Source organism: Novosphingobium olei (assembly GCF_012927405.1).
GTDB classification, from domain to species: domain Bacteria; phylum Pseudomonadota; class Alphaproteobacteria; order Sphingomonadales; family Sphingomonadaceae; genus Novosphingobium; species Novosphingobium olei.
In genome coordinates this window covers 532,544-555,284 of the sequence record NZ_JABBGM010000001.1, presented here as the reverse complement: position 1 = coordinate 555,284, position 22,741 = coordinate 532,544, and the positions used below count along the sequence as shown (strand labels likewise).

General features: G+C 66.8%; 27 protein-coding genes. 17 read left to right on the top strand and 10 right to left on the bottom strand.

The annotated features are described in order from the left end of the window. Positions 1-8 precede the first annotated feature (8 nt). The 8 genes from acpS to HHL27_RS02560 are packed head-to-tail and all read left to right on the top strand — an operon-like array spanning position 9 to position 5,516. A complete protein-coding gene (acpS, locus tag HHL27_RS02595) occupies positions 9-422 on the top strand; it encodes a holo-ACP synthase (RefSeq protein WP_169491791.1) in 414 nt (137 codons plus the stop codon). Further along, the gene (lepB, locus tag HHL27_RS02590) at positions 419-1,327 is read left to right on the top strand and encodes a signal peptidase I (RefSeq protein WP_420874024.1); all 909 of its coding nucleotides are present in this window, start codon (positions 419-421) and stop codon (positions 1,325-1,327) included. The genes acpS and lepB overlap by 4 nt, the downstream gene beginning before the upstream one ends. A 17-nt stretch (positions 1,328-1,344) precedes the next feature. Continuing rightward, entirely contained in the window at positions 1,345-2,424 is a 1,080-nt protein-coding gene (locus HHL27_RS02585) for an AI-2E family transporter (protein ID WP_169491790.1), read from the top strand. A gap of 3 nt (positions 2,425-2,427) precedes the next feature. Beyond that, entirely contained in the window at positions 2,428-3,549 is a 1,122-nt protein-coding gene (locus tag HHL27_RS02580; RefSeq protein ID WP_169491789.1) for a DUF3089 domain-containing protein, read from the top strand. Then, positions 3,546-4,013 carry a Holliday junction resolvase RuvX gene (gene ruvX, locus HHL27_RS02575; RefSeq protein WP_169491788.1) on the top strand — a complete coding sequence of 156 codons (468 nt, stop codon included), beginning with the start codon at positions 3,546-3,548 and terminating at the stop codon, positions 4,011-4,013. Before HHL27_RS02580 ends, ruvX begins: the two co-directional genes overlap by 4 nt. A 60-nt stretch (positions 4,014-4,073) precedes the next feature. Beyond that, complete coding sequence (locus HHL27_RS02570) at positions 4,074-4,565, top strand: PaaI family thioesterase (RefSeq protein ID WP_169491787.1); 492 nt, start codon at positions 4,074-4,076, stop codon at positions 4,563-4,565. Beyond that, positions 4,565-4,987, top strand: coding sequence for a PaaI family thioesterase (locus HHL27_RS02565; RefSeq protein ID WP_169492090.1), 423 nt, complete (start codon positions 4,565-4,567; stop codon positions 4,985-4,987). Before HHL27_RS02570 ends, HHL27_RS02565 begins: the two co-directional genes overlap by 1 nt. Before the next feature lie 7 nt (positions 4,988-4,994). Continuing rightward, a complete protein-coding gene (locus HHL27_RS02560; protein WP_169491786.1) occupies positions 4,995-5,516 on the top strand; it encodes a GNAT family N-acetyltransferase in 522 nt (173 codons plus the stop codon). Here the strand turns inward: HHL27_RS02560 and HHL27_RS02555 are convergent, their stop codons facing one another. Genes HHL27_RS02555 through argH form a run of 4 tightly spaced genes read right to left on the bottom strand, consistent with a single transcriptional unit; the run spans position 5,517 to position 9,204 of the window. Continuing rightward, positions 5,517-6,290: a precorrin-2 dehydrogenase/sirohydrochlorin ferrochelatase family protein gene (locus tag HHL27_RS02555; RefSeq protein ID WP_169491785.1), complete on the bottom strand. Its 774-nt coding sequence runs from the start codon at positions 6,288-6,290 to the stop codon at positions 5,517-5,519. It lies immediately after the preceding gene. 1 nt (position 6,291) lies between these two features. Continuing rightward, the gene (lysA, locus tag HHL27_RS02550; protein ID WP_169491784.1) at positions 6,292-7,551 is read right to left on the bottom strand and encodes a diaminopimelate decarboxylase; all 1,260 of its coding nucleotides are present in this window, start codon (positions 7,549-7,551) and stop codon (positions 6,292-6,294) included. A gap of 19 nt (positions 7,552-7,570) precedes the next feature. Then, the gene (locus HHL27_RS02545; protein WP_169491783.1) at positions 7,571-7,822 is read right to left on the bottom strand and encodes a hypothetical protein; all 252 of its coding nucleotides are present in this window, start codon (positions 7,820-7,822) and stop codon (positions 7,571-7,573) included. A gap of 5 nt (positions 7,823-7,827) precedes the next feature. Beyond that, entirely contained in the window at positions 7,828-9,204 is a 1,377-nt protein-coding gene (gene argH / locus HHL27_RS02540; RefSeq protein ID WP_169492089.1) for an argininosuccinate lyase, read from the bottom strand. A 16-nt stretch (positions 9,205-9,220) separates the two neighbouring features. Here argH and HHL27_RS02535 point away from each other — a divergent pair, with 16 nt between their 5' ends. Then, entirely contained in the window at positions 9,221-9,832 is a 612-nt protein-coding gene (locus HHL27_RS02535; protein WP_240959261.1) for a TlpA family protein disulfide reductase, read from the top strand. 60 nt (positions 9,833-9,892) lie between these two features. On the opposite strand, the gene HHL27_RS02530 is transcribed toward HHL27_RS02535, so the two are convergent. The 3 genes from HHL27_RS02530 to HHL27_RS02520 all read right to left on the bottom strand — a co-directional run bounded on the left by HHL27_RS02530 (position 9,893) and on the right by HHL27_RS02520 (position 14,321). After that, positions 9,893-10,636: an SDR family oxidoreductase gene (locus HHL27_RS02530; protein WP_169491781.1), complete on the bottom strand. Its 744-nt coding sequence runs from the start codon at positions 10,634-10,636 to the stop codon at positions 9,893-9,895. Between the two features lie 55 nt (positions 10,637-10,691). Then, entirely contained in the window at positions 10,692-11,930 is a 1,239-nt protein-coding gene (locus tag HHL27_RS02525; protein WP_169491780.1) for a cytochrome P450, read from the bottom strand. A 186-nt stretch (positions 11,931-12,116) separates the two neighbouring features. After that, positions 12,117-14,321, bottom strand: a complete 2,205-nt coding sequence (locus tag HHL27_RS02520) for a TonB-dependent receptor (RefSeq protein ID WP_169491779.1) — start codon at positions 14,319-14,321, stop codon at positions 12,117-12,119. Between the two features lie 189 nt (positions 14,322-14,510). Between HHL27_RS02520 and HHL27_RS02515 the strand changes: the two genes are divergently transcribed. Then, the gene (locus tag HHL27_RS02515) at positions 14,511-15,176 is read left to right on the top strand and encodes a TetR/AcrR family transcriptional regulator (RefSeq protein WP_169491778.1); all 666 of its coding nucleotides are present in this window, start codon (positions 14,511-14,513) and stop codon (positions 15,174-15,176) included. Beyond that, entirely contained in the window at positions 15,173-15,541 is a 369-nt protein-coding gene (locus tag HHL27_RS02510) for a winged helix-turn-helix domain-containing protein (RefSeq protein ID WP_169491777.1), read from the top strand. The genes HHL27_RS02515 and HHL27_RS02510 overlap by 4 nt, the downstream gene beginning before the upstream one ends. Before the next feature lie 6 nt (positions 15,542-15,547). Here the strand turns inward: HHL27_RS02510 and HHL27_RS02505 are convergent, their stop codons facing one another. The 3 genes from HHL27_RS02505 to HHL27_RS02495 all read right to left on the bottom strand — a co-directional run bounded on the left by HHL27_RS02505 (position 15,548) and on the right by HHL27_RS02495 (position 17,741). Next, positions 15,548-16,495, bottom strand: a complete 948-nt coding sequence (locus tag HHL27_RS02505) for a DMT family transporter (protein ID WP_240959258.1) — start codon at positions 16,493-16,495, stop codon at positions 15,548-15,550. Between the two features lie 59 nt (positions 16,496-16,554). Next, the gene (queF, locus tag HHL27_RS02500; RefSeq protein ID WP_169491776.1) at positions 16,555-17,010 is read right to left on the bottom strand and encodes a preQ(1) synthase; all 456 of its coding nucleotides are present in this window, start codon (positions 17,008-17,010) and stop codon (positions 16,555-16,557) included. A gap of 275 nt (positions 17,011-17,285) precedes the next feature. Further along, positions 17,286-17,741 carry a hypothetical protein gene (locus HHL27_RS02495; protein WP_206069325.1) on the bottom strand — a complete coding sequence of 152 codons (456 nt, stop codon included), beginning with the start codon at positions 17,739-17,741 and terminating at the stop codon, positions 17,286-17,288. On the opposite strand from HHL27_RS02495, the gene HHL27_RS02490 reads away from it, so the two are divergent. From HHL27_RS02490 to HHL27_RS02465, 6 genes are all read left to right on the top strand, one after another. Further along, on the top strand, positions 17,725-18,417 hold the full coding sequence (locus HHL27_RS02490; RefSeq protein WP_169491774.1) for a hypothetical protein: 693 nt from the start codon (positions 17,725-17,727) through the stop codon (positions 18,415-18,417). The genes HHL27_RS02495 and HHL27_RS02490 overlap by 17 nt on opposite strands. Before the next feature lie 108 nt (positions 18,418-18,525). Then, entirely contained in the window at positions 18,526-19,371 is an 846-nt protein-coding gene (gene sseA / locus HHL27_RS02485) for a 3-mercaptopyruvate sulfurtransferase (RefSeq protein ID WP_169491773.1), read from the top strand. Between the two features lie 71 nt (positions 19,372-19,442). Further along, positions 19,443-20,672 carry a cystathionine beta-lyase gene (metC, locus tag HHL27_RS02480; protein ID WP_169491772.1) on the top strand — a complete coding sequence of 410 codons (1,230 nt, stop codon included), beginning with the start codon at positions 19,443-19,445 and terminating at the stop codon, positions 20,670-20,672. Then, positions 20,669-21,607, top strand: a complete 939-nt coding sequence (locus tag HHL27_RS02475) for a mechanosensitive ion channel family protein (protein ID WP_169491771.1) — start codon at positions 20,669-20,671, stop codon at positions 21,605-21,607. The genes metC and HHL27_RS02475 overlap by 4 nt, the downstream gene beginning before the upstream one ends. A gap of 69 nt (positions 21,608-21,676) precedes the next feature. Next, positions 21,677-22,447: a uroporphyrinogen-III C-methyltransferase gene (gene cobA, locus HHL27_RS02470; RefSeq protein WP_169491770.1), complete on the top strand. Its 771-nt coding sequence runs from the start codon at positions 21,677-21,679 to the stop codon at positions 22,445-22,447. After that, a complete protein-coding gene (locus HHL27_RS02465; RefSeq protein ID WP_169491769.1) occupies positions 22,444-22,740 on the top strand; it encodes a DUF2849 domain-containing protein in 297 nt (98 codons plus the stop codon). The genes cobA and HHL27_RS02465 overlap by 4 nt, the downstream gene beginning before the upstream one ends. The last annotated feature ends 1 nt before the right edge of the window (position 22,741 follow it).

Genomic DNA, 22,741 nt, shown 5'->3' with positions numbered 1-22,741 from the left:
TCGGCACGATGATCATCGGCATGGGGTCCGACCTCTGCAACATCGAGCGGATCCAGGCCTCGCTCGACCGGTTCGGCGAGCGATTCGAAAATCGTGTGTTCACGGCCAATGAACGCGCCAAGGCGGCGCGGCGGCCGTTCACCAAGGCGGGCACGCTGGCCAAGCGGTTCGCTGCCAAGGAAGCGTTCTCCAAGGCGGTCGGCACCGGCTTTCGCGCCGGCGTGTTCATGAAGGACATCGGCGTGGTCAACGCCCCGTCGGGCGCGCCGACCCTTGCCCTGAGCGGCGGCGCGGCGGCGCGGCTGGCGGCAATCACGCCCGAGGGTCACCAGGCGGTGGTCCACCTGACGCTGACCGACGACCACCCCTGGGCGCAGGCCTTCGTGGTGATCGAAGCGCGGCCGGTGAAGGCGCCAGCGTGAGCGAGGAGCAGGTCTCCCCTTCCCCCGCCAGTCCTTCGTCCGGCGCGACGCAGGCCACCGAGGGGGCTGGTGCGGAAGCTGGCGAAGCCGCGATCAACTGGTGGGTGGAACTGCGGGGCCTTGCGCTGATGCTGCTGGCAGTGATCGCGTTCCATTCGTTCGTGGCCAAGCCGTTCTACATCCCGTCGGGCTCGATGATGCCCAATCTGCAGATCGGCGATCGGCTGGTGGTGTCGAAATACCCCTATGGCTGGTCGTGGGTTTCGGCCTCGTTCCACGTGCTGCCGCGATCTTCGGCGCGGCTGTTCGGGCGCACGCCCGAATATGGCGACATCGTGATCGTGGTGCCGCCCAACATCGACGAGGACTATATCAAGCGCGTGGTCGCGCTGCCGGGCGACCGGATCGCGGTGGTCAACGGGCAGATCGTGCTGAACGGGCGCAAGGTGCCGCAAGTGGTCGAGCCGCCGATCGAACTGCCGGTCGATCCCAACCAGCCGTGCGAGCCGGAGGAATTCCCGGGCCTGCGCTTCCGTGCGGCGGACGGGCGCATGTTTTGCGAACTGCCGATCCTGCGCGAGACGCTGCCCAACGGCGCCACCTATCGCATCATCGATCACATGCGCCAGCCGCTGGACGACTACCCCGAAACGCGCGTGCCCGAAGGCTACGTGTTCGTTATGGGCGACAATCGCGACCATTCGGCCGACAGCCGCGCGCCGGTGGAAGAGCGCGGCCTGGGCGGGCCGGTGCCGCTGTCGAGCGTGGGCGGCCGCGCCGAGTTCATTACCGCGTCGCTCGACGGCAGCGAAGGGTGGAACCCGCTGACCTGGTGGAAGGCCTTGCGCCCCGGGCGCGCGTGGACGAGATTGCGCCCCCAGATCGTGACGCCTCCCGGCGCATAATGAGAGCCTGAGCAGCGATGAGCGACGATAGCGGGCCAATCCCCCCGGGCGTGCCGACGCGGACCGGGCCGACCGACATCAGCGACGGCATGATTCGCGCCGAAGCGAAGAAGGCGGCGGTTTGGCTCGGCATGGCGGCGCTGATCGTGCTGGCGGTGTTTTTGGCACAGCCGCTGCTGGTCATCTTCGGCGGTGTGGTGTTTGCCGCGCTGATCGACGGCGGCCAGCGGCTGCTCGGCAGGGTCCTGCCCGTGCCGCGCGGCGTGCGCATCGCCATCGTGCTGCTGGCGGGCGTGAGCTTTGCCGCCTGGCTGTTCTATTCCGCCGGCAACCAGATCGCGACGCAGGCGGCGGAGCTGCCGGCAATCGTGAAGACGCAGGCGCAGCGCGCCCTCGATTGGGCGCACAGCCGCGGGATGCTGATGGAACAGCCCGACTTCTCGCGCCTTGCCGGGCAGGTGATCGGCGGAGTCGGCCCCGTCACACGGGCGCTGGGCGGGATCTTCGGCGGGTTCACCACTGCGTTCCTGATCATGATCCTGGGCATCTACTTCGTGATCGAGCCCGACATCTACCAGCGCGGCTTTGCCTGGATGTTGCCAGTGGAGAATCGCGAGCGGTTTCACGGCACGGTGCGCCGGATGGGGAAGTCGCTGCGCATGCTGCTGTTCGGGCGGCTGATCGGGATGACCGTGGAAGGCGTCGCCACGTGGATTGCGCTGGCCGTCTATGGCGTGCCGATGGCCGCGCTGCTCGGCATCCTGACCGGCCTGCTGGCCTTCCTGCCCAATATCGGCGCGCCCATTTCCGGCCTGCTGATGGTCATGGTCGGCTTTTCGGGCGGGACGACCATGGGCATCTACTGCATCGCGGTCTACTTCATCGTGCAGACGGTCGACGGCAACATCATCGTGCCGATGGTGGCCAAGCGCACCGCCGATCTTGCCCCGGCGCTGGTGCTGGGCGCACAGCTGATCTTCGGCGTGCTGTTCGGGATCCTGGGTCTGGCGCTTGCCGATCCGATCGTGGCGATGCTCAAGATCGCGCTGGAGCGGCAGGCCGAACACAACAAGCAAATGGCGACGACGGACGCGTAATCGATGGCTCGCAAGTTTCTCTATGGCGTGGCGCTGCTGGTGGTGCTCGCGCTCGGCGCGTCGCTGGTGCTGCGCTTCTATTCCAAGGAGCTGACCCGCTTCGCCTTCGTGCCGCGCGGGACGTTCGAGGCGCTGGGCCCCCTGCCCGCGAATTTCTATACACGCGATGAAGCGTGGATATCGCGTCCCGGCGTCAGGGACGATCCGGCACAATTCCTGCCCGAAGGCGCGAAGCGCACGCCACCCGGACCCGCCTACGTTTTCTTCGCACATCCAACGAGCTATCTTGCCCGCGACCACTGGAACGGACCGATCGACGACAAGGACGCGCGCTTTCGCGCCGACCTGTTCGTGCGCGGCATGGCGAGTGCGTTCAACGCAGCCGGGCCGGTCTACGTGCCGCGCTATCGCCAGGCGGCGTTCGGCGCATTCCTGACCGACCGCCCGGAAGCGCGGCGCGCGCTTGACATCGCGCAGGGCGACCTTGCCCAGGCCTTCGATGCCTTCGTCGCGCAAGTTCCCGCCGGCGCGCCGATCATCATCGCCGGGCACAGTCAGGGATCGCTGCAACTGCTGCGAATCCTGCAGGACAAGGTGCGCGGCAAGCCGATCGCGAAACGGGTCGTTGCCGTCTACCTGATCGGCTGGCCCATTTCGCCCAACCATGACCTGCCGCTGCTGGGCATGTCCGGCTGCACCCGCCCCGACCAGACCGGATGCGTGGCAAGCTGGATGAGCTTTGCCGAACCGGCGGACGCATCGCAGATGATGGAAGCCTGGATGGCGCAGCCCGGGCTCGACGGCAAACCGCGCGGCAGCAGTGCGATCCTGTGCTTCAACCCGTTGACCGGAACCGTTGGCGGAACGGCTCCCGCCTCGGCCAACATCGGCACGTTCGTGCCATCGGACGACTTGGCAAGCGGGAAGATCGTTCCGCGCGCGGTGCCGGCGCGTTGCGACGCAAAGACAGGGCTGCTGATGCTGGGCGACGCGCCGAAGATGGGGCCCTTCGTGCTGCCGGGCAACAACTACCACGTTTATGACGTGCCTCTGTTCTGGTCGAACCTGCGTGTCGACGTCGCCCGCCGCGAGGCCGCCTGGATGGCGGCGCAGGGGCGCAAGTGATCACGGCGTTCGCCCGCGACCTGCGCGATGCGCTGCCGCAGGGCGGCGTGCTGCTGGGGCTGGATACCGGCACCAAGACAATCGGCGTGGCGCTGTGCGACGCGGGATGGCGCTTCGCCACCGCAGGCAAGACGATCGTGCGGCGCAAGTTCACGCAGGACAAGGGCGTGCTCAAGGACCTGATCGCCGAGCGCGGCGTGGTGGGCATCGTCATGGGACTGCCGCTCAACATGGATGGCAGCGAAAGCCCCCGCAGCCAGGGCGCGCGGGCAATGGCAAAGAACCTTGAGGATATCGGCCTGCCGATCCTGCTGTGGGACGAACGCTGGACCACGCAGGCCGCCGAGCGCGCGATGATCGAGCAGGACTTCAGCCGCGCCAAGCGCGCCGAGCGCATCGATTCGCATGCCGCCGCCTTGATCCTGCAAGGCGCGATCGACGCGCTGGCGGGATCGGCGTTCTGACAATTTAGCCGGGCGATTAAATTTCTTGCCAAGCCCAGTGGCTGCGCGCAGGAATTGCCCATGGCCAAGGATCAGGAACACGCCGCGCTCGTCTCGCGGATGATGCAGGACGATAGCTTCGACCCGCAACGCTGGGCGAAGATGATCAACTTTCGCGGGCACAGCGGCTTTCTCGACATGCGTTACATCGCGCATGGGGACGACTGGATCGAACTTGCCGTGCCATGGCGCGAGGATCTGGTCGGCGATCCGGAAACCGGAGTCATGGCGTCTGGGCCGATCATCAGCCTGCTGGACAACGCGACATCGATGTCCGCTTCCGCCCGACTCAAGCGCTTCCGCCCGCAAGTGACGCTGGACCTGCGGATCGACTATGTCCGTGCGGCGGTGCCGGGGCGGACGATTGTGGCTCGCGCCGAATGCTACCAGACGACGCGGAGCATGGCTTTCGTGCGCGGCATTGCCCACGATGGCGACCTGACCGACCCCGTGGCCCACGCCGCCGGCATCTTCATGCTGGTCGAAGCCCCGCAATTCATGAAGGCCAAGTGATGGTGGCGCTCCCCCCCTATGCCCGCGCGATGGGCATGTTCGTTGTCGAGGCCCATGACTCCGCGGCCCCCGCATCGCCGGTCGTCGCGATGGATTTTTCCGAGTGCAACACCGGTCGCCCCGGCTTCCTGCATGGCGGCGCCATCGGCGGGCTGCTGGAGATGGCAGGCTTCGCCACGCTGCACGCCCACCTGGAGCGTGAAGGAATCGATGCGCAAGTTCGGCTCAAGCCGGTCAACATCAGCATCGAATACCTGCGCTCGGGGCTCCCGGAGCGGATATTCGCGTGCGGTGAAGTGGTGCGCGCCGGGCGGCGCGTGGCCAACGTGCGGGTCGAAGCCTGGCAGGCGGACAGATCCAAGTCGGTGGCAAGCTGCTGGATGAACTTCCTGATCGCGCCGAAGAAGGTGGCGGCCGAGTAGAGCAGTTATGGCTGCGGAAATCGCGATCGAGCGACTCCAGCGCAGCGACTTGCCCGCTGCCCTGCAGCTTCAGTCGGCGGCTTATCCGGCCTTCCTGGTCGAGGAGGAAGCTGCCTTCGCTAGTCGGATGGTATTGCGCGCCTCGTACTGCCTTGCCGCGAAGCGCGACGGCAGACTGCTGGGCTACCTGCTGGCACATGGCTGGGCGTCGGGATCGCCGCCGCCTGTGGGGACGGTGCTTGCCGACGGAGGGCCGAGCGAAGTGCTGTTCGTGCACGATCTTGCGGTTGGCTCCGCGCTGCGCGGCCTCAAGATCGGGGATCGGCTGGCGGCGCGCGCCTTTGCGCTGGCCGCAGTGGATGGCCTTCGGCGCGCCGAACTGATCGCGGTCGAAGGCGCAGCGGAATACTGGCGCCGGCTGGGCTTTGCCGAGGAGGAGACTTCAGAGGCGCTGCTTTCGAAAGTGCGAGGGTATGGCCCGGCGGCACGCTGGATGAGCGCGGCCATCCCGACAAACGAGCCCGCCTGATCAGTCCGGCAGGCGGAGTTCGACGGTCAGACCTTCGGCCTTGGCGCCAACCGGCAGGCGGGCGGCATCGGCGCGAGCACGGGCCAGGATCGCCTGCGGTACCTGCCGGGGCGCGATCACGGCGTCGGCCTGCCCCAGCAGGCGCGCTTCACGCAAGGTCAGGTCGTCGGGATCAAGGCTGCGCAGCGTGACGACGTGGTGCGTCACCGTGCCCTGCGCCGCGCCTTCGAGCCAGGCGTCCACAGCCCCCTCCACCGCCTCGCGGAACGGATCGAGCGCGCCGCCTTCTTCGAGCGCGGCATCGAGCGCGCGGCGACGGTCGCTGCCGGTGGGAAACCGCGCCTTGAGCGCCGTACGCGCGGCGTAGAGGGCGTCGGCCAGTCGTCCCAGCCCCTGCGGCAACAGGCGCTCGAGGCGCAGGCGAACGGCCTTGGCGAGCCCGGCGGACGTGCCCGCAGTGCCGACCGCGATGATGACAGGATCGCGATCGACGATCGACGGCGTGGTGAAATCGCACAGCGCGGGGCGGTCCACCACGTTGACCAGCAGCCCGGCGCAGCGCGCGCGGATCGCGTCGGCCTGGGCGGAGGCTTCGTCCTCGTGCGCGATGAAAGCGAGCCGCGCGCCCTTGTCGATCCCTTCGGCGAGATCGTCGAGGACGTGTGCCCCGGCGCGCTCGACCAGGCGGCGCTTGGCCTCGGCAGCCTCACCCTGCCCCAGCACCACGACCGGCTGGCCGGACAGGCGATGGAACAGGGGCAGGCTGCTCAGCATCTCAGGCGAGCCAGTCGGGAACGCGCTCGGCGGCAAGGATCGTTGCCGGCTCGATGCGGTCGGCGACCACGGCCCACTTATCGCCATCGACCATGACTTCGGGCACCAGGGGCCGGGAGTTGTAGGTGTTGGCCATCGTCGCGCCATAGGCACCGGCGGTGCGGAACACGGCGAGGTCGCCGCGCTTCACGCTGTCGATCTCGCGGGCCATCGCGAAGGTGTCGCTCGATTCGCAGATCGGGCCGACGATGTTGGCGGTGAAGGTTTCGCCGGTGGGCTCGACCGCGGCGAAATCGTGCCACGCATCGTAGAGCGCGGGGCGGGCGAGATCGTTCATCGCGGCATCGACCACCACCCAGGGGTTGGTCGCCCCTTCCTTGACGCGGACGACGCGGGTGACGAGCACGCCGGTGTTGCCGGTGATGACGCGGCCGGGCTCGAACATCAGCGTGACGCCCCAGTTGCCGGTAACGCGCGCGACCATCGCAGCGTATTCCTCTGGCTGCGGGAAGACCTCGCCGGCCTTGTAGGGCACTCCGATGCCGCCGCCCAGGTCCATGTGGGTGACGCTGTAGCCGGCAGCGCGGATGTCCTGCATCAGCGCGCCGACCTTGGTGAAGGCGGCTTCGAGCGGTTCGAGCTTCGACAGCTGGCTGCCAATGTGAAGGGCTAGCGCCCGCATCTGCAAGCCCTCGGTCTGGCTGAGGCGCGCGTAGATGGCGGCAGCGCGGTCGTATGGCACGCCGAACTTGTTCTCGGCCTTGCCGGTCGAGATCTTGCCATGCGTGCCGGCGTCGACGTCCGGGTTGACGCGCAGTGCGCAGGCCGCGGTCTTGCCGAGGCGGCGGGCGATCTCGGCGAGTTCGAGCCCTTCTTCCTCGCTTTCGAGGTTGAACTGGCCGCAGCCGGCTTCGAGCGCGCGGGCCATTTCGGCCTCGGTCTTGCCGACGCCCGAAAACACGATGCTGTCGGGCGCCATGCCGGCGGCCAGCGCGCGCTCCATTTCGCCGACCGAGACGACGTCGGCGCCGTAGCCTTCGGCCGCAAGCACCTTGAGCACCGCGAGGTTGGGGTTCGACTTGACCGCGAAGGCGATCCGCGCCGACGGCAGCACCGAAAGCGCATCGCGGAAGACGCGGGCGTGGCGGGTCAGCGTGGCGCGCGAATAGACGTAGACAGGGGTGCCGACTTCGGCGGCGATGCGCGGCAGGGGAACGTCCTCGGCGTGGAGCACGCCGGCGACCTGGTGAAAGTGATCCATCTGGAAACCTTGAAGAAAATCAGTTCTCGGGCGGCAGGTTGAAGGGATCGTCGCCCCTGTCCTGCGAACGGGCGCGCAGCTCCACGCTGCGTTCGGGCTTGGCCTGCACGGGCACCTTGAGCAGGTCGTCCGGATCCGGTTTGTCCGCACGGCCATAGGGTGCAGGCGGCAGCGCCTGGCCCGCGACCGGTTTCAGCTCTCGCCGGTTGCCGCACGCCGACAGCGCGAGGCCCAGGATGCCGAGCAACAGGATCGTGCGGGTGCGCGCCATGACGGTCAGTTCTCCAGCCCCAGCGCGATGCGCGCCTCGGCAACGCGCTTCCTTACCTCGACCGGTGCGGTTCCGCCATGGCTGGCGCGCGCGGCGACGCTCGCTTCGACCGAAAGCGCGGCATAGACGCGTTCGTCGATGCGCGGATCGATCGCCTGAAGGTCCTCCAGCGGAAGCTGATCGAGTGCGATGCCGCGCGATTCGGCAAGTTTCACCGCGCTTCCGGTGATGTGGTGCGCTTCGCGGAAGGGGATGTTCGCCTGCCGCACCAGCCAGTCGGCAAGGTCGGTGGCGGTGGCATAGCCGAGTTCTGCGGCCGCGCGCATCCGGTCGGTGCGGAACGTGGCTTCAGCAACCATGCCGGTCATCGCCGCGATCGACAGCGCGAGCAGGCTGGCCGCTTCGAACACCGGCGGCTTATCGTCCTGCATGTCCTTCGAATAGGCGAGCGGCAGGCCCTTCATCGTGATCATCAGGCTGGTGAGACAGCCGACGATCCGGCCCGAATGGCCGCGCACCAGTTCCGCCGCGTCGGGATTCTTCTTTTGCGGCATGATCGAGCTGCCGGTCGACAGGCTGTCGGGCAGCGTGACGAAACCGAAGGGCTGACTCGCCCAGATGATGAACTCCTCGGCGAGGCGCGAGAGGTGCAGCGAGCATTGTGCTGCCGCCATCAGGTAATCGAGCGCGAAATCACGGTCGGACACCGAATCGAGGCTGTTGTCGGTCGGCCCATCGAAGCCCAGCGCTTCGGCCGTGCGGAAGCGGTCGATGGGAAAGCCGGTGCCGGCGAGCGCGGCCGCGCCCAGCGGGCTGCGGTTCATCCGCTTGCGCGCATCGGCAAAGCGCGACCGGTCGCGCCCAGCCATCTCGCAATAAGCCATCAGGTGATGGCCGAGCGTGACCGGCTGCGCAGTCTGCAGATGGGTGAAGCCTGGCATGATGCTGTCGGCATGTTCGCCGGCGCGCGCGACAAGCGCGAGCTGGAGCTGGCGCAGGCCCTCTTCGGCCTGGTCCATCGCATCGCGCACCCACAGGCGGAAATCGGTCGCCACCTGGTCGTTGCGGCTGCGTGCGGTGTGCAGGCGTCCAGCGGCCGGGCCGATCAGTTCGGCGAGCCGGCTTTCGGTGGTCATGTGGATGTCTTCGAGGTCCCAGTTTTCGGGCACCCCGCTTGCTTCGTATTCGGCGGCCACCTGATCGAGGCCGCCCGCGATCAGCTCGGCGTCCTCCACCGTGACGATGCCCTGCGCGGCAAGCATGCCCACGTGGGCCTTTGACGCGGCGATATCCTGCCGCCACAGCGCCTTGTCGAAGGGAATCGAGGCGTTTATCTCGCGCATGATGGCCGAAGGGCCGGCGGCGAAACGCCCGCCCCACATCTGGTTGGAGCCCGAATTGCCGCTCATCTCGCTACGCTCGCCCGCCTTGCTGCTGCTTCCCCTGACTCTGGGGATCGCGGGGTGCGATAGGCAAAGCCCCACGGCCACGCAACCGTCGAGCGCCCCCACCGGCGCGGAAACTGCCGCGAATGCTTCACAAGGCAGCAAGGGCGAGTTCAACGGCACGCTCGATATCGCCAATCGCGGCGCGGCGATGCCCGACTTCGCGTTCCAGGACACCGCCGGCAAGACGTTGCGCAGCGCGGACCTGAAGGGCAAGCCGGTGCTGATCAACCTGTGGGCCACGTGGTGCGGCCCCTGCGTGCTGGAAATGCCGATGCTCGACAGCCTTGCCGCGGCGCATGCCGGCAAGCTGCGCGTGGTTACCATCTCCCAGGACATGGGCCAGCCCGAAAAGGTAAAGGCGCTGTTCGAACAGAAGAAGTTCGCTCACCTCGAACCCTGGCTCGATCCCGAAAACCAGCTCGGCTTCCACTACAACACGGGCTTGCTGCCCACGAGCGTGCTGTACGACGCCAAGGGCCGCGAAGTGTGGCGGATGATCGGCGCGCACGACTGGTCTGGCGCGCGCACCAGGGCGCTGCTGGCCGACACGCTGGGCGGCTAAAGCCCCTGCGAACCGCCAAGGGGAAGAGGCCGTTGGCCGCCCCTTCCCCCGACGTCCGGATCAGGCGATTTCCGCGTTGTCGATGACGATATTGGTTCCGGAGACGTGCTTGCCATCGTCGCTGGCAAGGTAAAGCACCATGTTTGCGATATCGATCGGCTGGCCCATGCCCTGCAGGTGGGTGTGGCCGCCGGTGCCTTCGCCGTCTTCGGGCAGTTCGGCCAGGGCCTGCGCGGTCATCGGCGTGACGATGCTGCCCGGCGCGATCGAATTGCAGCGAATGCGGTAGCCCTGCTCCTTGCAGTGCACCGCGATCGAGCGGGTCATGCCGATGATGCCCGCCTTGGCGCCGGCATAGGCGGGGATCGCGCTCATGCCCTTCATCCCGCCGATCGAGGCAAGGTTGATGATCGAGCCCGAACCGTCGCGGCTCATGTGCGGGATCGCCGCCTGGCAGCCGAGGAACGTACCGTCGAGCATGACATCGATCTGCAGCTTGTAGTCGGCGTAGGACAGTTCCTCGATATTGCCGAAGCGGACGATGCCCGCATTGTTCACGAGCGTGTCGAGCCGGCCATAGGCCTTGAGCGTTTCGGCGACGACTTCGTGCCAGCGCGCTTCGTCACGGACGTCCTGTTCCAGGAAAAGCCCGCCGACTTCGGCAGCAATGGCGCGGCCCTGATCGGCCTGCATGTCGGTCAGCACGACCTTGGCGCCTTCGCGCGCCAACACGCGTGCGTCTTCGGCGCCAAGCCCCGAGGCGGCGCCGGTGACCAGCGCGACCCTGCCATCCATCTTGCCCATGTCGTATCGTTCCTTGCTGCGTTGAAACTGGAAGGTGTTGTAAGCGAAAGCGGCCTCAGGCCGGCCAGGTCAGCGTGACCCGGCGCAGCGCGCCGACGATGCCGGGGACTGGCGACAGATCGGCATCGGGCGCCAGCGCAAAGTCGGGAATGCGGCGCAGCCATTCTTCCAGCGTGATGGCGACTTCCTTGCGCGCGAGTTCCTGGCCCGGGCACATGTGCGGGCCGCTGCCAAAGGCCGAATGCGGCGCGCGGCGGCGGGCGAAGTCGATCGCCAGCGGATCGGGGTTGAGCGTTTCGTCGAGACCGTGAACCTGTGTGGGGATGCAGATCATGTCACCCGCCTTGAGCGACACACCGTGGAAATCGGCGATATCGTCGCGCACTTCGCGGGCGATGGTGACAAGGCCGAAGCGGCGGAAGAATTCGTTCACCGCTGGCATCACGTTGTCCCCCATGGCGCGCAGCTGCGCCCGCAGCGCCGGGTCGCGCGCGAGTTCGACGATGACGAAGCCGAGGAAGTTGACCACGGTGTCCACCCCGGCGATCAGCACCTGGGTCGAAATCTTGAGCGCTTCGTCACGGGTGAGGCGCCGGTCGAGGCCGGGCATCTGCGCTGCCATCATCCCGCTCAGCATGTCCTCGCCCGGCTGGGCGCGGCGTTCGTCTACCACCGGGGCAAGCCGGTCGAAGAACGCCTGCTTGGCGTCCTCGAAGCTCATGTCCATGCCGGGTCGTGTCATGCACGAAGCCCAGTGGCGGATCGTCGCCGCCTCGCTTTCGGGCAAGCCGACCATCGCCATGAATACGCGGATCGGGAAGATTTCGGCATAGCGGGCGGTGAAGTCGCAGCCGCCATCGGCGATGAAGCCGTCTATCAGGTCGATGGCGGTCTGGCGGATGGTATCGTCCAGCCCGCGCACCGTGGCGGGATTGAGATGCGCGTTGAGGAGCACGCGATAGGGGCGATGCTCGGGCGGGTCTATCGTCGTCGGGATCAGTCCATGCCCTTCGCCGATCGAGCGCGGCAGCACGATCACGCGCGAGGAGAAGCGCGCCGCATCGGACTGCACATCGCGCAGCGCATCGCCCGAAAGCGCGATCCAGTGCCCTTCGTTCTGCGGGGTCCAGACCACAGCCGGGCTGTTCGCCTGAAGTTCGCGCCATGCGTGATGAAAGCCCAGCTCGGCAATGCGGGGCGGCGCGTAAATATCGACGTCTACAACGTGGTCTGCCGGGACATGCGCCGGCCGCGCCGGGTCGGCAGCAGAGTTCGAGGGGGCAAGCGTTGCCATGGCATTCTCCCGATCTTGGCCCATCGTCTTAATGTTGGGGAGCATGCCGGACCGGGCATCTCCCCTGCCCATTCACGACGTCATGAAATCCGCTCGCTCACAACGCGCAAATTGGAGAGGTGCCGGTTGCTTCCCTCGGAAAAAGCACCCCGGCCGGCAAGCCGACCGGGGCCAGGGAGGAACCGGTCAGAAGCTGTAGTTGAACGTCGCGCCATATTCGCGCGGCGTGCCGAGCGAGGCGAGCGTGCCGATCCCGGCAAGCGTCAGCTTCTGGTTGAAGTACTTTTCGTTGAACAGGTTGCGGGCATAGGCGCCTATCTTCCAACCGGCATCGACCGGCCCCCAGGACAGGCTCGCGTTGACGAGATTGACCGGGGCGATGAGGTCGGTCGGCAGGTTGGTGTAGCCGGTGTATTTCGAGCTGGTGTAGCTGTACTGCGCGTTGGCATTGAACGTGCCGTTGCCGAGCTGCGTCGCATAGTTGACCCCGGCCGACGCGCTCCATTCCGGCGCGTTCATCAGGCGGTTGCCGGCATAGGATACCGCAACCAGCGCGCCACCCGCGCCAAGCACCTTGGTATCGTACTTCTTGTACTTGGCATCGAGGTAGGCAAGCGAACCGGTGAGCGTCAGCCCGCGTGCCGGCGCGGCCGTCAGCTCAAGTTCGAAGCCCTTCGTTTCGGCGCGGCCGGCATTGGCGATCGAGGCCGAGTTCGCGCCGCTCGGGTAGGTGATGTTCTGCACCACCTGCATGTCGCGGTACTTGTTGAAGAAGGCGGCAAGGTTCAGGCGCAGGTGGTGGTCGAGCAAGTCGCTCTTGATGCCCACTTCATACGTATCGAGTTTCTCGGGATTGAACGGCCCGATATCCTCGGCAATGGCGATGCGGCCGGTGAAGCCACCCGACTTGAAGCCCCGCGCGTAGTAGCCGTAGAGCAGCACGTTGCGATCTGCCTGGTAATCGAGCCCGATCTTCCAGCCGGTGTTGTTCCACGACTTCGATCCTGCGGCGCGGATGAAGGTGGCCGGGATGATCGGATCGTCGTAGGTCGCAACGCCGCTCGGGTTGATGCCGTTCGCGGTGGTCGAAACCGCGCGGGTCTTTTCGTGACTGTATCGGATGCCGGCCTGCAGGCGCAGCTCGGGGGTCAGGTTCTGGTAGAGCTGGGCAAAGCCCGAGATCGACCAGTTGTGCTGGTCCTGCGTCTGCGGCTGGCTGAGCCCGGGGAGGAAGCCGTCGAGCTTACCGCCCTGGTTCAGGAAGTACTTCTGCTGGAAGTAATAACCGCCGAAGATCAGCTGCGTCGCATCGCCGATCTGCAGCAGGTCGCGCAGTTCCTGCGAGAACTGTTCGTGATGGGTCTGGCGGCGCGTTTCGAGCAGGACGCGTGTGGTGCCGTCGTCGTCCGAATAGAGGTCGCTATCGTATTTGCGCCATGCGGTGATCGACGTAATCTTCCCGATCGCGCTGTCGACGTTCTGGGTGAAGGTCAGCGCATAGGTGTCGCGGTTGTTGTAATCGGGCTGGTCGCTGCTGAGCCCGCGCTTGAAGCTGAACGGATCGGTGGTCTGGCCGGGGGTGTAGAACAGCTCGCCCGGGCCGGCGATGACCACGCCGGTCTGCGACCCGTTGCGGCTCTTGACGTATTCGCCGATCAGCGTTCCGTCGTACGCGCCAGCCGAATACTTGAGATAGCCGCGCAACTGCGTCACGTCGCGACGACCGATGCGGCGGTTGTCGGCCGTGTTGCGGAAGAAGCCATCGTTCGAATTGTGCATCACGCTGACTTTGCCGGCGAGGCTGTCGGTGATGGGAAAATTCAGCGCGGCGTCGGCTTCAATCTGGTCGTAGTTGCCATAGACGATCTGCGCTTCGCCCCCGGTCTTGCCGGTCGGCTGCTTGGTCACGACGTTGATCACGCCGCCAGTGGTATTGGCGCCGAACAGCGTGCCCTGCGGCCCGCGAAGCACTTCGACACGCTCAATGTCGAACAGCGAAAGCAGCGCGGCAGTGTTCACGCCGACGACGACCCCGTCGACCACGACAGACACCGTGGTCCCGACATAGGGGTCGGCATCGTTCACGCCGACGCCGCGGATGGTGAACACCGCCGAATCGGGCGAATTCGAGAAGCTGTTGATCTGGACGTTGGGCAGTGAGTTGGTGAGATCCGACACGCTGCGCACTTGCGCCGCCTGCAGCGCATCGCCGGTCAGCGCAGTGACCGCGATCGGCACTTTCTGCAGGTTTTCGGCCTTCTTTTGCGCGGTGACGACAATTTCGGCGACACCGCCGTTATCTTCGGCAGACTGCGCCTGGGCGGCGACTGGCGTTGCGGCGGAAATGGCGATTGCGCTGGCTGCGAGGGCGCACGCGTGGAGCGTTTTCATGCTGACTTCCTCTTCCCCTGGAGCCTGGCTGTGATCGCCCTTCGCTCCACCCCGGCAATAACAATCCGGTCGGCATGTTTCTGCGCCGACGTGGTCTCCCCGCAAACTGTGCCTTTGATCAGGTGCCCATTGCGCACGCCTTCGCGCTGATGCAGGACTTCGCCGACAAGGAGGTGCCCCGGAGGCTCCATGGCCAGAACCACGATGCAACAGCGGATGCTGGGTGCGCTGCGCCCCGCCGATCTCGAAGGCGAGCCGGAGCGCTGGCAACAGCAGAAGAGCACGCGCACGCGGCTTCGGATCATCGAGGCCGCGATCGCCTGTCTGCTGGAAGGCGGTTATGTCGGCCTGACCACGCACCGCATCGCGGCGCGGATCGGGATTTCGCGGGGCGCGATGCAGCACCACTTCCCCGCCCGCGCCGATCTCGTGGCAGCGGTGGTGGAGCACGTGTTCTATGCCCGCATGCGGCTGTTCCTGGACGACTACCTTTCCGGAATGGCCAAGGCGGGCGAGGACAACCTGGTCGAGATCGCCACCCAGGCGCACTGGCGCAGCGTGCAGAGCCCCGAATATGCCGCCTATGTCGAACTGGCCGTCGCAGCCCGCAGCGACGAAGCCCTGCGCGAGGTGTTCGAGCCGGCAGCGCGCCGGTACGACGAAGTGTGGGTGTCGGAGATGATCGAGAGCTTCCCGCAATGGCGCGCGCGCTGGGAAGCGATGAAGCTGGCGAGCGACCTGGTCACTTGCGCGCACATGGGCATGCTTTTGCAGCGCCCGACGTTCGGCGAAGCGCGGATCGAGCAGCTCAATACGCTTATCTGGGACGTGCTGCGCGGGCTCTACAAGGCATGACCGACGCAGCGCTCCGCATCGCCATCCGCATGACCTGCGGCGAAGAGATCGCGTTTGGCCCGGGCAAGGCCGACCTGCTCGAAGCGATCGCGCGCGAGGGTTCCATCTCGGCCGGCGCGCGCGCCCTGGGCATGAGCTATCGCCGGGCATGGACACTGGTGGACGTGATGAACCGGTGCTGGGACGAACCCCTTGTCGCCACGGTACCGGGCCGAGCGCATGGCGGCGCCACGCTGACCGATTTGGGGCGGTTCGTGCTGGCGCGCTACCGCGCGATGCAGGAAGCGGCACAGCAAGCAGTCAGCGCCGATGCCAGCGCCCTTTGGTCGAGACTGCTGGACGCACCGCACCCGGCAGACGGCTGATACCGTTCAGCCGTGCTCGGCCGCCTCGGCGACTGGTGCCTTGCTACGTCTCAACGCCACGATGAGCACGCCGATGAGAGCGATCGCCGCACCGAGCAGCATCCTTGCATCAAGCCGATCGTGCGTAATGAAATATCCCAGCGCGATGGTGAACAGCGGCGTCAGCAGCGTCAGCGGAGCGATCAGGTTCGCCTCGTACCGCTTGATCAGGCTGTAGTAGACGGTGTGCGCACCGACCGAGACGACAAGCGCCGAAAAGGCGATTGCGACCCCGAAATGCCAGCCGTGCCTCAACGCAAGGTCAATTTGGTGATGCTCGAACCCCCACGAGAACAGGGCGAGCGGCAGCAGCGAGGTAAGCCCCACCCAAGCCTGCAAGCGGATCGCCGGCACTTCTTCCATCTGCTTCATCAGCACCGCGCCAAGCGAGCCGGCAAAAGCTGCCCCGAGGATGTAAAGGACACCGGCGGACAGCTGCAGACCCGGCTGCCATACCACGATCAGCACGCCAGCAAGAGCGAGCGCAATACCGAGCCCTCGACGCCAGTGAATGCGTTCACCAAGCAGAACAACCGACAGCAGCGTGGTTATCGGGACACTCGACTGGACGACAATGGCTGCCATGGACGGCGTGACGGTGCGCAAGCCGAGGAACAGCACGGCGAAGTTGCCGCCGCCCATCAGCATCCCAACGACAATCATCCGCCACGCCGGACGGGGCATGGGCAAAAGCCATGGCAAAGTGGCCAACATTACCACTGCGAATCGCACGGCGGCGAAGAACAGCGGCGGCACCATCCACTGCCCGACGACAATGCGACTGACCACGTTGCTGAGCGCCCAGATCACGCAGACCAGCACAAGCAGGAAGAAATCGCGCAGTCGCATCAGGACGTTGGGCACCTTGCCGCCGGAGTTGCTTGGTCGCTTAACTAGGCCGGCGCCCTTGCGCAAACTCTTGATGATGCATCCGTCACAGACGGTGGGGCGGCGATGCGCCGCCCCGGCTCCATTCAGCCGCGTCCGCGGTAGGATGGCACGCCCTGATCGGGCAGCCAGAGATCGGCGGGCGGCGCCGAGGATTGCCAGAACACGTCGATCGGGATGCCGCCGCGCGGATACCAGTAACCGCCAATGCGCAGCCACTGCGGCTTCATCTCGTCGAACAGGCGCTGTCCGATGCCGACGGTGCAATCCTCGTGGAACGCGGCATGGTTGCGGAACGATCCGAGGAAGAGCTTGAGCGACTTGGATTCGACGATCGTTTCGCCCGGCACGTAATCGATGACGAGGTGCGCGAAATCGGGCTGCGCGGTCACCGGGCAGAGCGAGGTGAATTCCGGGCTGACGAAGCGCACGAGATAGAGCGTGCCCGGCCTGGGATTGGGCACATAATCGAGCACCGCCTCTTCAGGCGATGCGGGCAAGCTGCTGGTCCGCCCGAGATGCAGCGGCGCGGTGTCGGCCATGAGGGCTGGCTCCTGTGATGCAATGATGCGACGCCCATGCACCTGCCGCTTCGCCGAGGCAAGACGGCGGTTTCGGGTTGCCCATTAAGCCGCTATTCACCCGCCCCCGCCTTGGCGGGACAGGTTTACGAGATCGATGGGGTACAGGACGTGAGTGGGGCGCGGGTCAAGACGGCGCGATTGGACAAGGCAGGTCGGCTCGCCGCTGCTGCGCTGGCGGTTTCGTGCATGGCAGCCACAGTGCCGCTGTCGCACGCGCAGCCGGCGAGCGACTATCAATTGCCGCCCTCGAGCCCCTCGCCCGCACCGCGCGCCGCCGGGCCGGTCGATGACGGCGCACCGCCGCCAACCGTCGCCACCCCGCAGCCAAGCGCCAGCGCCAGTGCCGCCCCGACCATCGTCCTGCCCTCGCCGACACCCGCAGTGCGCCCAACGCCCCGCCCCCGCACCGCGCAAACGGAAGCGGTGGCGCCGGCAGCATCGGCCCCGAGGCCCGCTGACTCGCCAACGCCCGACGCCGCGGCCGCACCATCGGCCGCTTCGGCGCCCACAACTACTGCGACGAACGAGGCGATACCTGCACCATCGGCGAGCACGGTGCCCGCATTGCCTGAGGCTCCGGCCGCCGGATCGCAAGCTTCGCCATCCGCTCCATGGTGGCCTTGGGCGGCAGGTGCAGCTGCCCTGGCCCTCGTCGGTGGAGCGCTTGGGCTGATGCAGCGGCGGCGCAAGCCTGGCGTGCCCGAATTCGTGCGCCCCACGCCGGTTGCGTACCCTGTCGCATCGGACGACGCCGAGCCGACAGCCGCCGCGCCGGTTGCAACGCCACTTTCCCCGCCAGCTCCGGCGATCGCTCCGAAACCAGCGCCCGGTCCCGCGATCACGCCCCGGCCTGCGATGCGCGAAGGCGAGCCGCTTGTGCTGGTGCTTGAGGCGACGCGTCTTTCCGCAACCCTGGTCAACACCACGCTCGCGTACCGCATCGTGGCGCTCAATCGCGGGCACGAACCGCTGGAGGATATCGCCATCGGAGGCGACATGGTCGCCGCCCATTCCTCGCGCCCGATGGAGGAGCAGCTCGGCCTCGTCGGCCCCGAGCTGCCGCCGATCCACCGGATCGACCGACTCGATCCCGGGGCCGAAGTCCTGCTGCAAGGCGAGATGCGCCTGCCGCTGGCTGCAGTCATGCCGATCCGTCACGCCGAGCAGGCGTTGTTCGTGCCGCTGGCGCGGCTCGATGCTTGGGCAAGCGCACCCGGCGGCCGGGCAGTCCGCGCGCGGGCGGCATGGCTCGTCGGGCAGGAGGCACGACCGGCAGCCGCACGGCTGCAGCCGTTCCGGCTCGACCTCGGCCCGCGCATCTGGGCCGATCTCGGCCAGCGCCCTCTGGCGATGCCGGCGGGCTGAACACATCGCATCCTGAACCATTGAGGGGTCGACGCCTCCGCCCGGCATGGCTAGGCTGATTGCTTCCGAGTCCGCAAAGACGGTCCGGAACCCAGGCAGGAGCACATGATGGATTCGTTGGTGACCACCCAGTGGCTCGCGGACGAGATGGGTGCGAGCGACCTTCGGGTGGTCGACGCGAGCGCCTTTCTTCCCGAGCACACGCGCAATGCAGCGCTCGAGTACGAGGCCTGCCACATTCCCGGCGCAGTGTTCATGGACCTTGCCAATCTCATCGATCCCGCCGCATCCGTTGCCAACACCCTGCCGAGTGCGGAACGCTTTGCCAGCCGCATGCAGAGCCTCGGGCTCGGCGACGGCAGCCGCATCGTCGTCTATGATGACAGCCCGATCAAATCCGCCACGCGCGCCTGGTTCATGTTGACGATGTTCGGTGCGCAGAACGTCGCGCTGCTGGATGGTGGCATCGCCAAGTGGAAGGCCGAAGGCCGTCCCTGCGCGCAAGGGCGGGAAACGCTGCGCCATCGCCACTTCACCGTGTGGAGTGACGACAGCCACGTGCGGTCGAAGGCGCAGGTGCTCGCCAACATCGACAGCGGCGCCGAACAACTGGTCGATGCGCGCGGTGCCGGGCGCTTCACCGGCGACGTGGCCGAAACCAAGCCCGGTCTTGCCAGCGGCCACATCCCGGGCGCCCGCAACGTGCCCTATGCGAGCCTGTTCGCTCCCGACGGCACCTGGAAAAAGCCGGAAGCCTTACGCGCAGCCTTCGATGCGGCCGGGATCGACATGGATCGCCCGGTGATCTCCTCGTGCGGATCGGGGATGACGGCCAACGTGCTGATCTTCGCGCTGCACCTCCTCGGCAAGGAGGACGTCTCGCTCTATGACGGTTCGTGGTCGGAATGGGGCGCAGACCCGGCACTTCCGGTGGAAACCGGCCCGGCGCGCTGATCTGGGCCGCCTTGCGACAAGGGCGGCTGGCAGCGATTCCCTTTGCGACGGAAACCGCCTAAGGCAGGCGCATGGCCAACAGTGATAGCGAAAACGCCGGTCCCGGCACCCGTCTGGCAGGGGCAGGACGACGCCCCGAATGGACCGGCACGCCCGACCACCCTGGCGCAGTCGTCGCCCCCCCGGTATGGCGGGCAAGCACGCATCTCTATCCCGACGTGGCGGCGCTGCGCGCGCATCCGGCGAACGAGGACGGCAAGTTCTACTACGGCCGCCGGGGTGCGCCGACGCAATGGGCATTGTCCGATGCGCTGACCAGCCTCGAGCCTGGCGCGGCCGGCACAGTGCTCTATCCTTCGGGCGTTGCCGCGATCGCGGGCGTCCTGCTGACCGTGCTGCGGCCGGGCGACGTGCTGCTGATGACCGACAACGCCTACGAGCCCAGCCGGGTGATGGGCCGCGGCCTGCTGGCGGACTTCGGCGTGACGACGCGCTGGTTCGATCCGACCGATCCGGCCGCGTTCGAGGCTGCGATCTGCGAAAAGACGCGCTGCGTCCTGCTCGAAAGCCCGGGCAGCCTGACGCTGGAAGTGCAGGACGTGCCCGCGCTGGCCGCGATGGCCAAGGCGCGCGGGATCGTCACCGTGCTCGACAACACCTGGGCCTCGCCGCTTGGTTTCGCCGCGCTTGACCACGGCGCCGACATTACGGTGATGAGCCTGACCAAGCACGTCTCCGGCCATTCCGACTGCATGATGGGTTCGGCAAGCGCCGGCCCCGACTGGTACCGACGCCTGCGCCTGCGCGCGCAAGGGCTGGGCAATGTCGTCTCGCCCGACGATGCCGCGCTGATGCTGCGCGGCATGCGCACGATGCACCTGCGGCTCGAGGCCGAGACCCGAAGCGCCACGGCCATTGCCGAATGGCTTGCGGCGCGCCCCGAAGTTTCCCGCGTGCTTTGCCCGATGCTGCCCGGCTCCCCCGGGCACGACCTGTGGCGCCGCGATTTCACCGGCGGGTGTGGGCTGTTCAGCTTCGTGCTCAAGGGCGGGACCAGCGCCGCGCGCGATGCGCTGATCGATGCGCTGCACCTGTTCGGCATCGGCTATTCGTGGGGCGGGTTCGAGAGTCTGGCGACGCCGGTCGATCCGCAGGCCATCCGCACCGCAAGCGCCTGGCCGCTCGCGGGCATGGACGCGGACGACCGGTTCGGCGTTCGCCTGTCGATCGGCCTTGAAGACACCGCCGATCTCATCGCCGATCTCGAGCTTGGCCTGCGGGCCTGGGAAGAAGCGCGATGACCCGCCACATGCGCGACCTGTCGCGGATGCTGCGCGATGCGCGCGAGGCGATCGATTCCATTTCGATCGACGTCGGGCATTACCACATCTCGCTGCTCAATGCGGTGTGGATGATTTTCGTCGTGCTCTGCGCCTTCTACGGCGCGCGGCTGGCGGCGCGGATCGGCCGCGTGATGGTGCGGCGCATCACTTCGCTAGACGCGACGCAGAAGGTGCTGACCGAAAAGCTCGCCACGATGGCGATCTGGGCGCTGGCCTTCTTCACCGCGATCGACGTGCTGGGCATCAGCCTGACGGCGCTGACGGTGTTTTCCGGCGCGTTCGGCCTCGCCATCGGTTTCGGTCTGCAGAAGACCTTCGGCAACATGATCGCCGGAATCATCCTGCTGATGGACCGTTCGATCAAGCCGGGCGACGTGATCGCGGTGAGCGATGGCAAGGGCAACACCTTTGGCGAGGTAAAGCGGATCGGCCTGCGCGCGGTATCGGTGACCACGCGCGACAATCGCGAATACCTGATCCCGAACGAGATCCTGATGACCAGCCAGGTCGAGAACTGGTCCTATTCGTCGCGTCAGGTGGCGATCTCGATCCCTGTAGGCATCGCTTACGGCAGCGACATCGACCTTGCCGAACGCCTGTTGCTCGAAGCCGCACGCTCGGCGCCGCGGGTTCTGGCGCATCCCGAGCCCGGCGTGCTGCTGTCCGCCTTCGGCCCCAGCGCGATCGAGATGCAGGTGATCTGCTGGATCGACGACCCCGAAATGGGCGTCGGCAACGTACGCTCGCAGGTGCTGAAAGCCGCCTGGCACCTGTTCCGCCGGCAGGGCGTGGAAATCCCCTTCCCCCAATCGGACGTACACTTGCGCGATTCCGATGGCCTGCGCGAAGTGGCGCGGATTTTGGCGGCAAGGGGCGGATCGCAAGAGCCCTAAAGCTGGCCTAGCGATCCCCCAAGCCATTCTCGCTGGCGAGTCTGGCTGGCCCGGCCCACATGGCCGACGATGACCCAGTCTCCTACCCGTTCTGGCACTGTCTACCTCGTAGGCGCAGGCCCCGGCGATCCCGACCTGCTCACGCTGCGCGCAGCGCGCCTGCTGATGCGTGCCGAAGTCGTGGTGCATGACGGGCTGGTCGATCCGTCGATCCTGGCAATGGCGCCCCGAACCGCGCGCATGATCTCCGTCGCCAAGAGCCGGGCGCGCCATACCCTGCAGCAGGACGAGATCAACGCGCTGCTGGTCCGCGAGGCGCTGGAGGGTCACGACGTGATCCGTCTGAAGGGCGGCGATCCGTTCGTGTTCGGTCGCGGCGGCGAAGAGGCGGAAGCCTGCCACGCGGCGGGTGTCGCGGTGGAAGTCGTGCCCGGCATCAGCGCAGCGATGGGCGCAGCCGCGGCGGCGCAGATCCCGCTGACCCACCGCGAGAACGCCAGCATCGTCAGCTTCGTTGCCGGGCAGTGCAAGGGCCTGTCCGAACAGAACTGGGCCGGCCTTGCCGGCGTGGGCCGCACGCTGGTGATCTACATGGGCATCGCCACGAGCGAGGCGATCGCCGAAAAGCTGATCGCAGACGGACTGTCGCCCGACATGCCGCTGGCGGTGATCGAAAACGCCGCGCGCCCGACGATGCGGGTGCTGCGCGGGCAGCTGGCCGGCCTCGCCGCGCTGGTTGCCGACAACAAGGTCAAGAGTCCTGCCCTCATCGTGATCGGTGAGGTGACAGGCCGGGGAGACATGATGGAATTGAAGCAAGTGCTGGAGGCCGTACAGTGAAGATCATCACCGGCAGCGACCTGAGGACCGGCGACGTGATCTGGTGGACCGGTGAAGGCTGGTCGCGCCATGTCAACGACGCCGTCGATGTGCCCGAAGGCGCCGAAGCGATCATCGCCCGCGAAAACGCCAAGCAGATCGTCACCGATACGCAGGTGATCGACGCCGCGCAGACCGACGAAGGCGTTCGCCCCGCGCACATCAAGGACCGCATCCGCGCCCTTGGGCCGACGGTGCGCCTCGACCTTTCCCTCAAGCCTGCCGACCCTGCCGCCGGCACCTGGGTGATCTGAC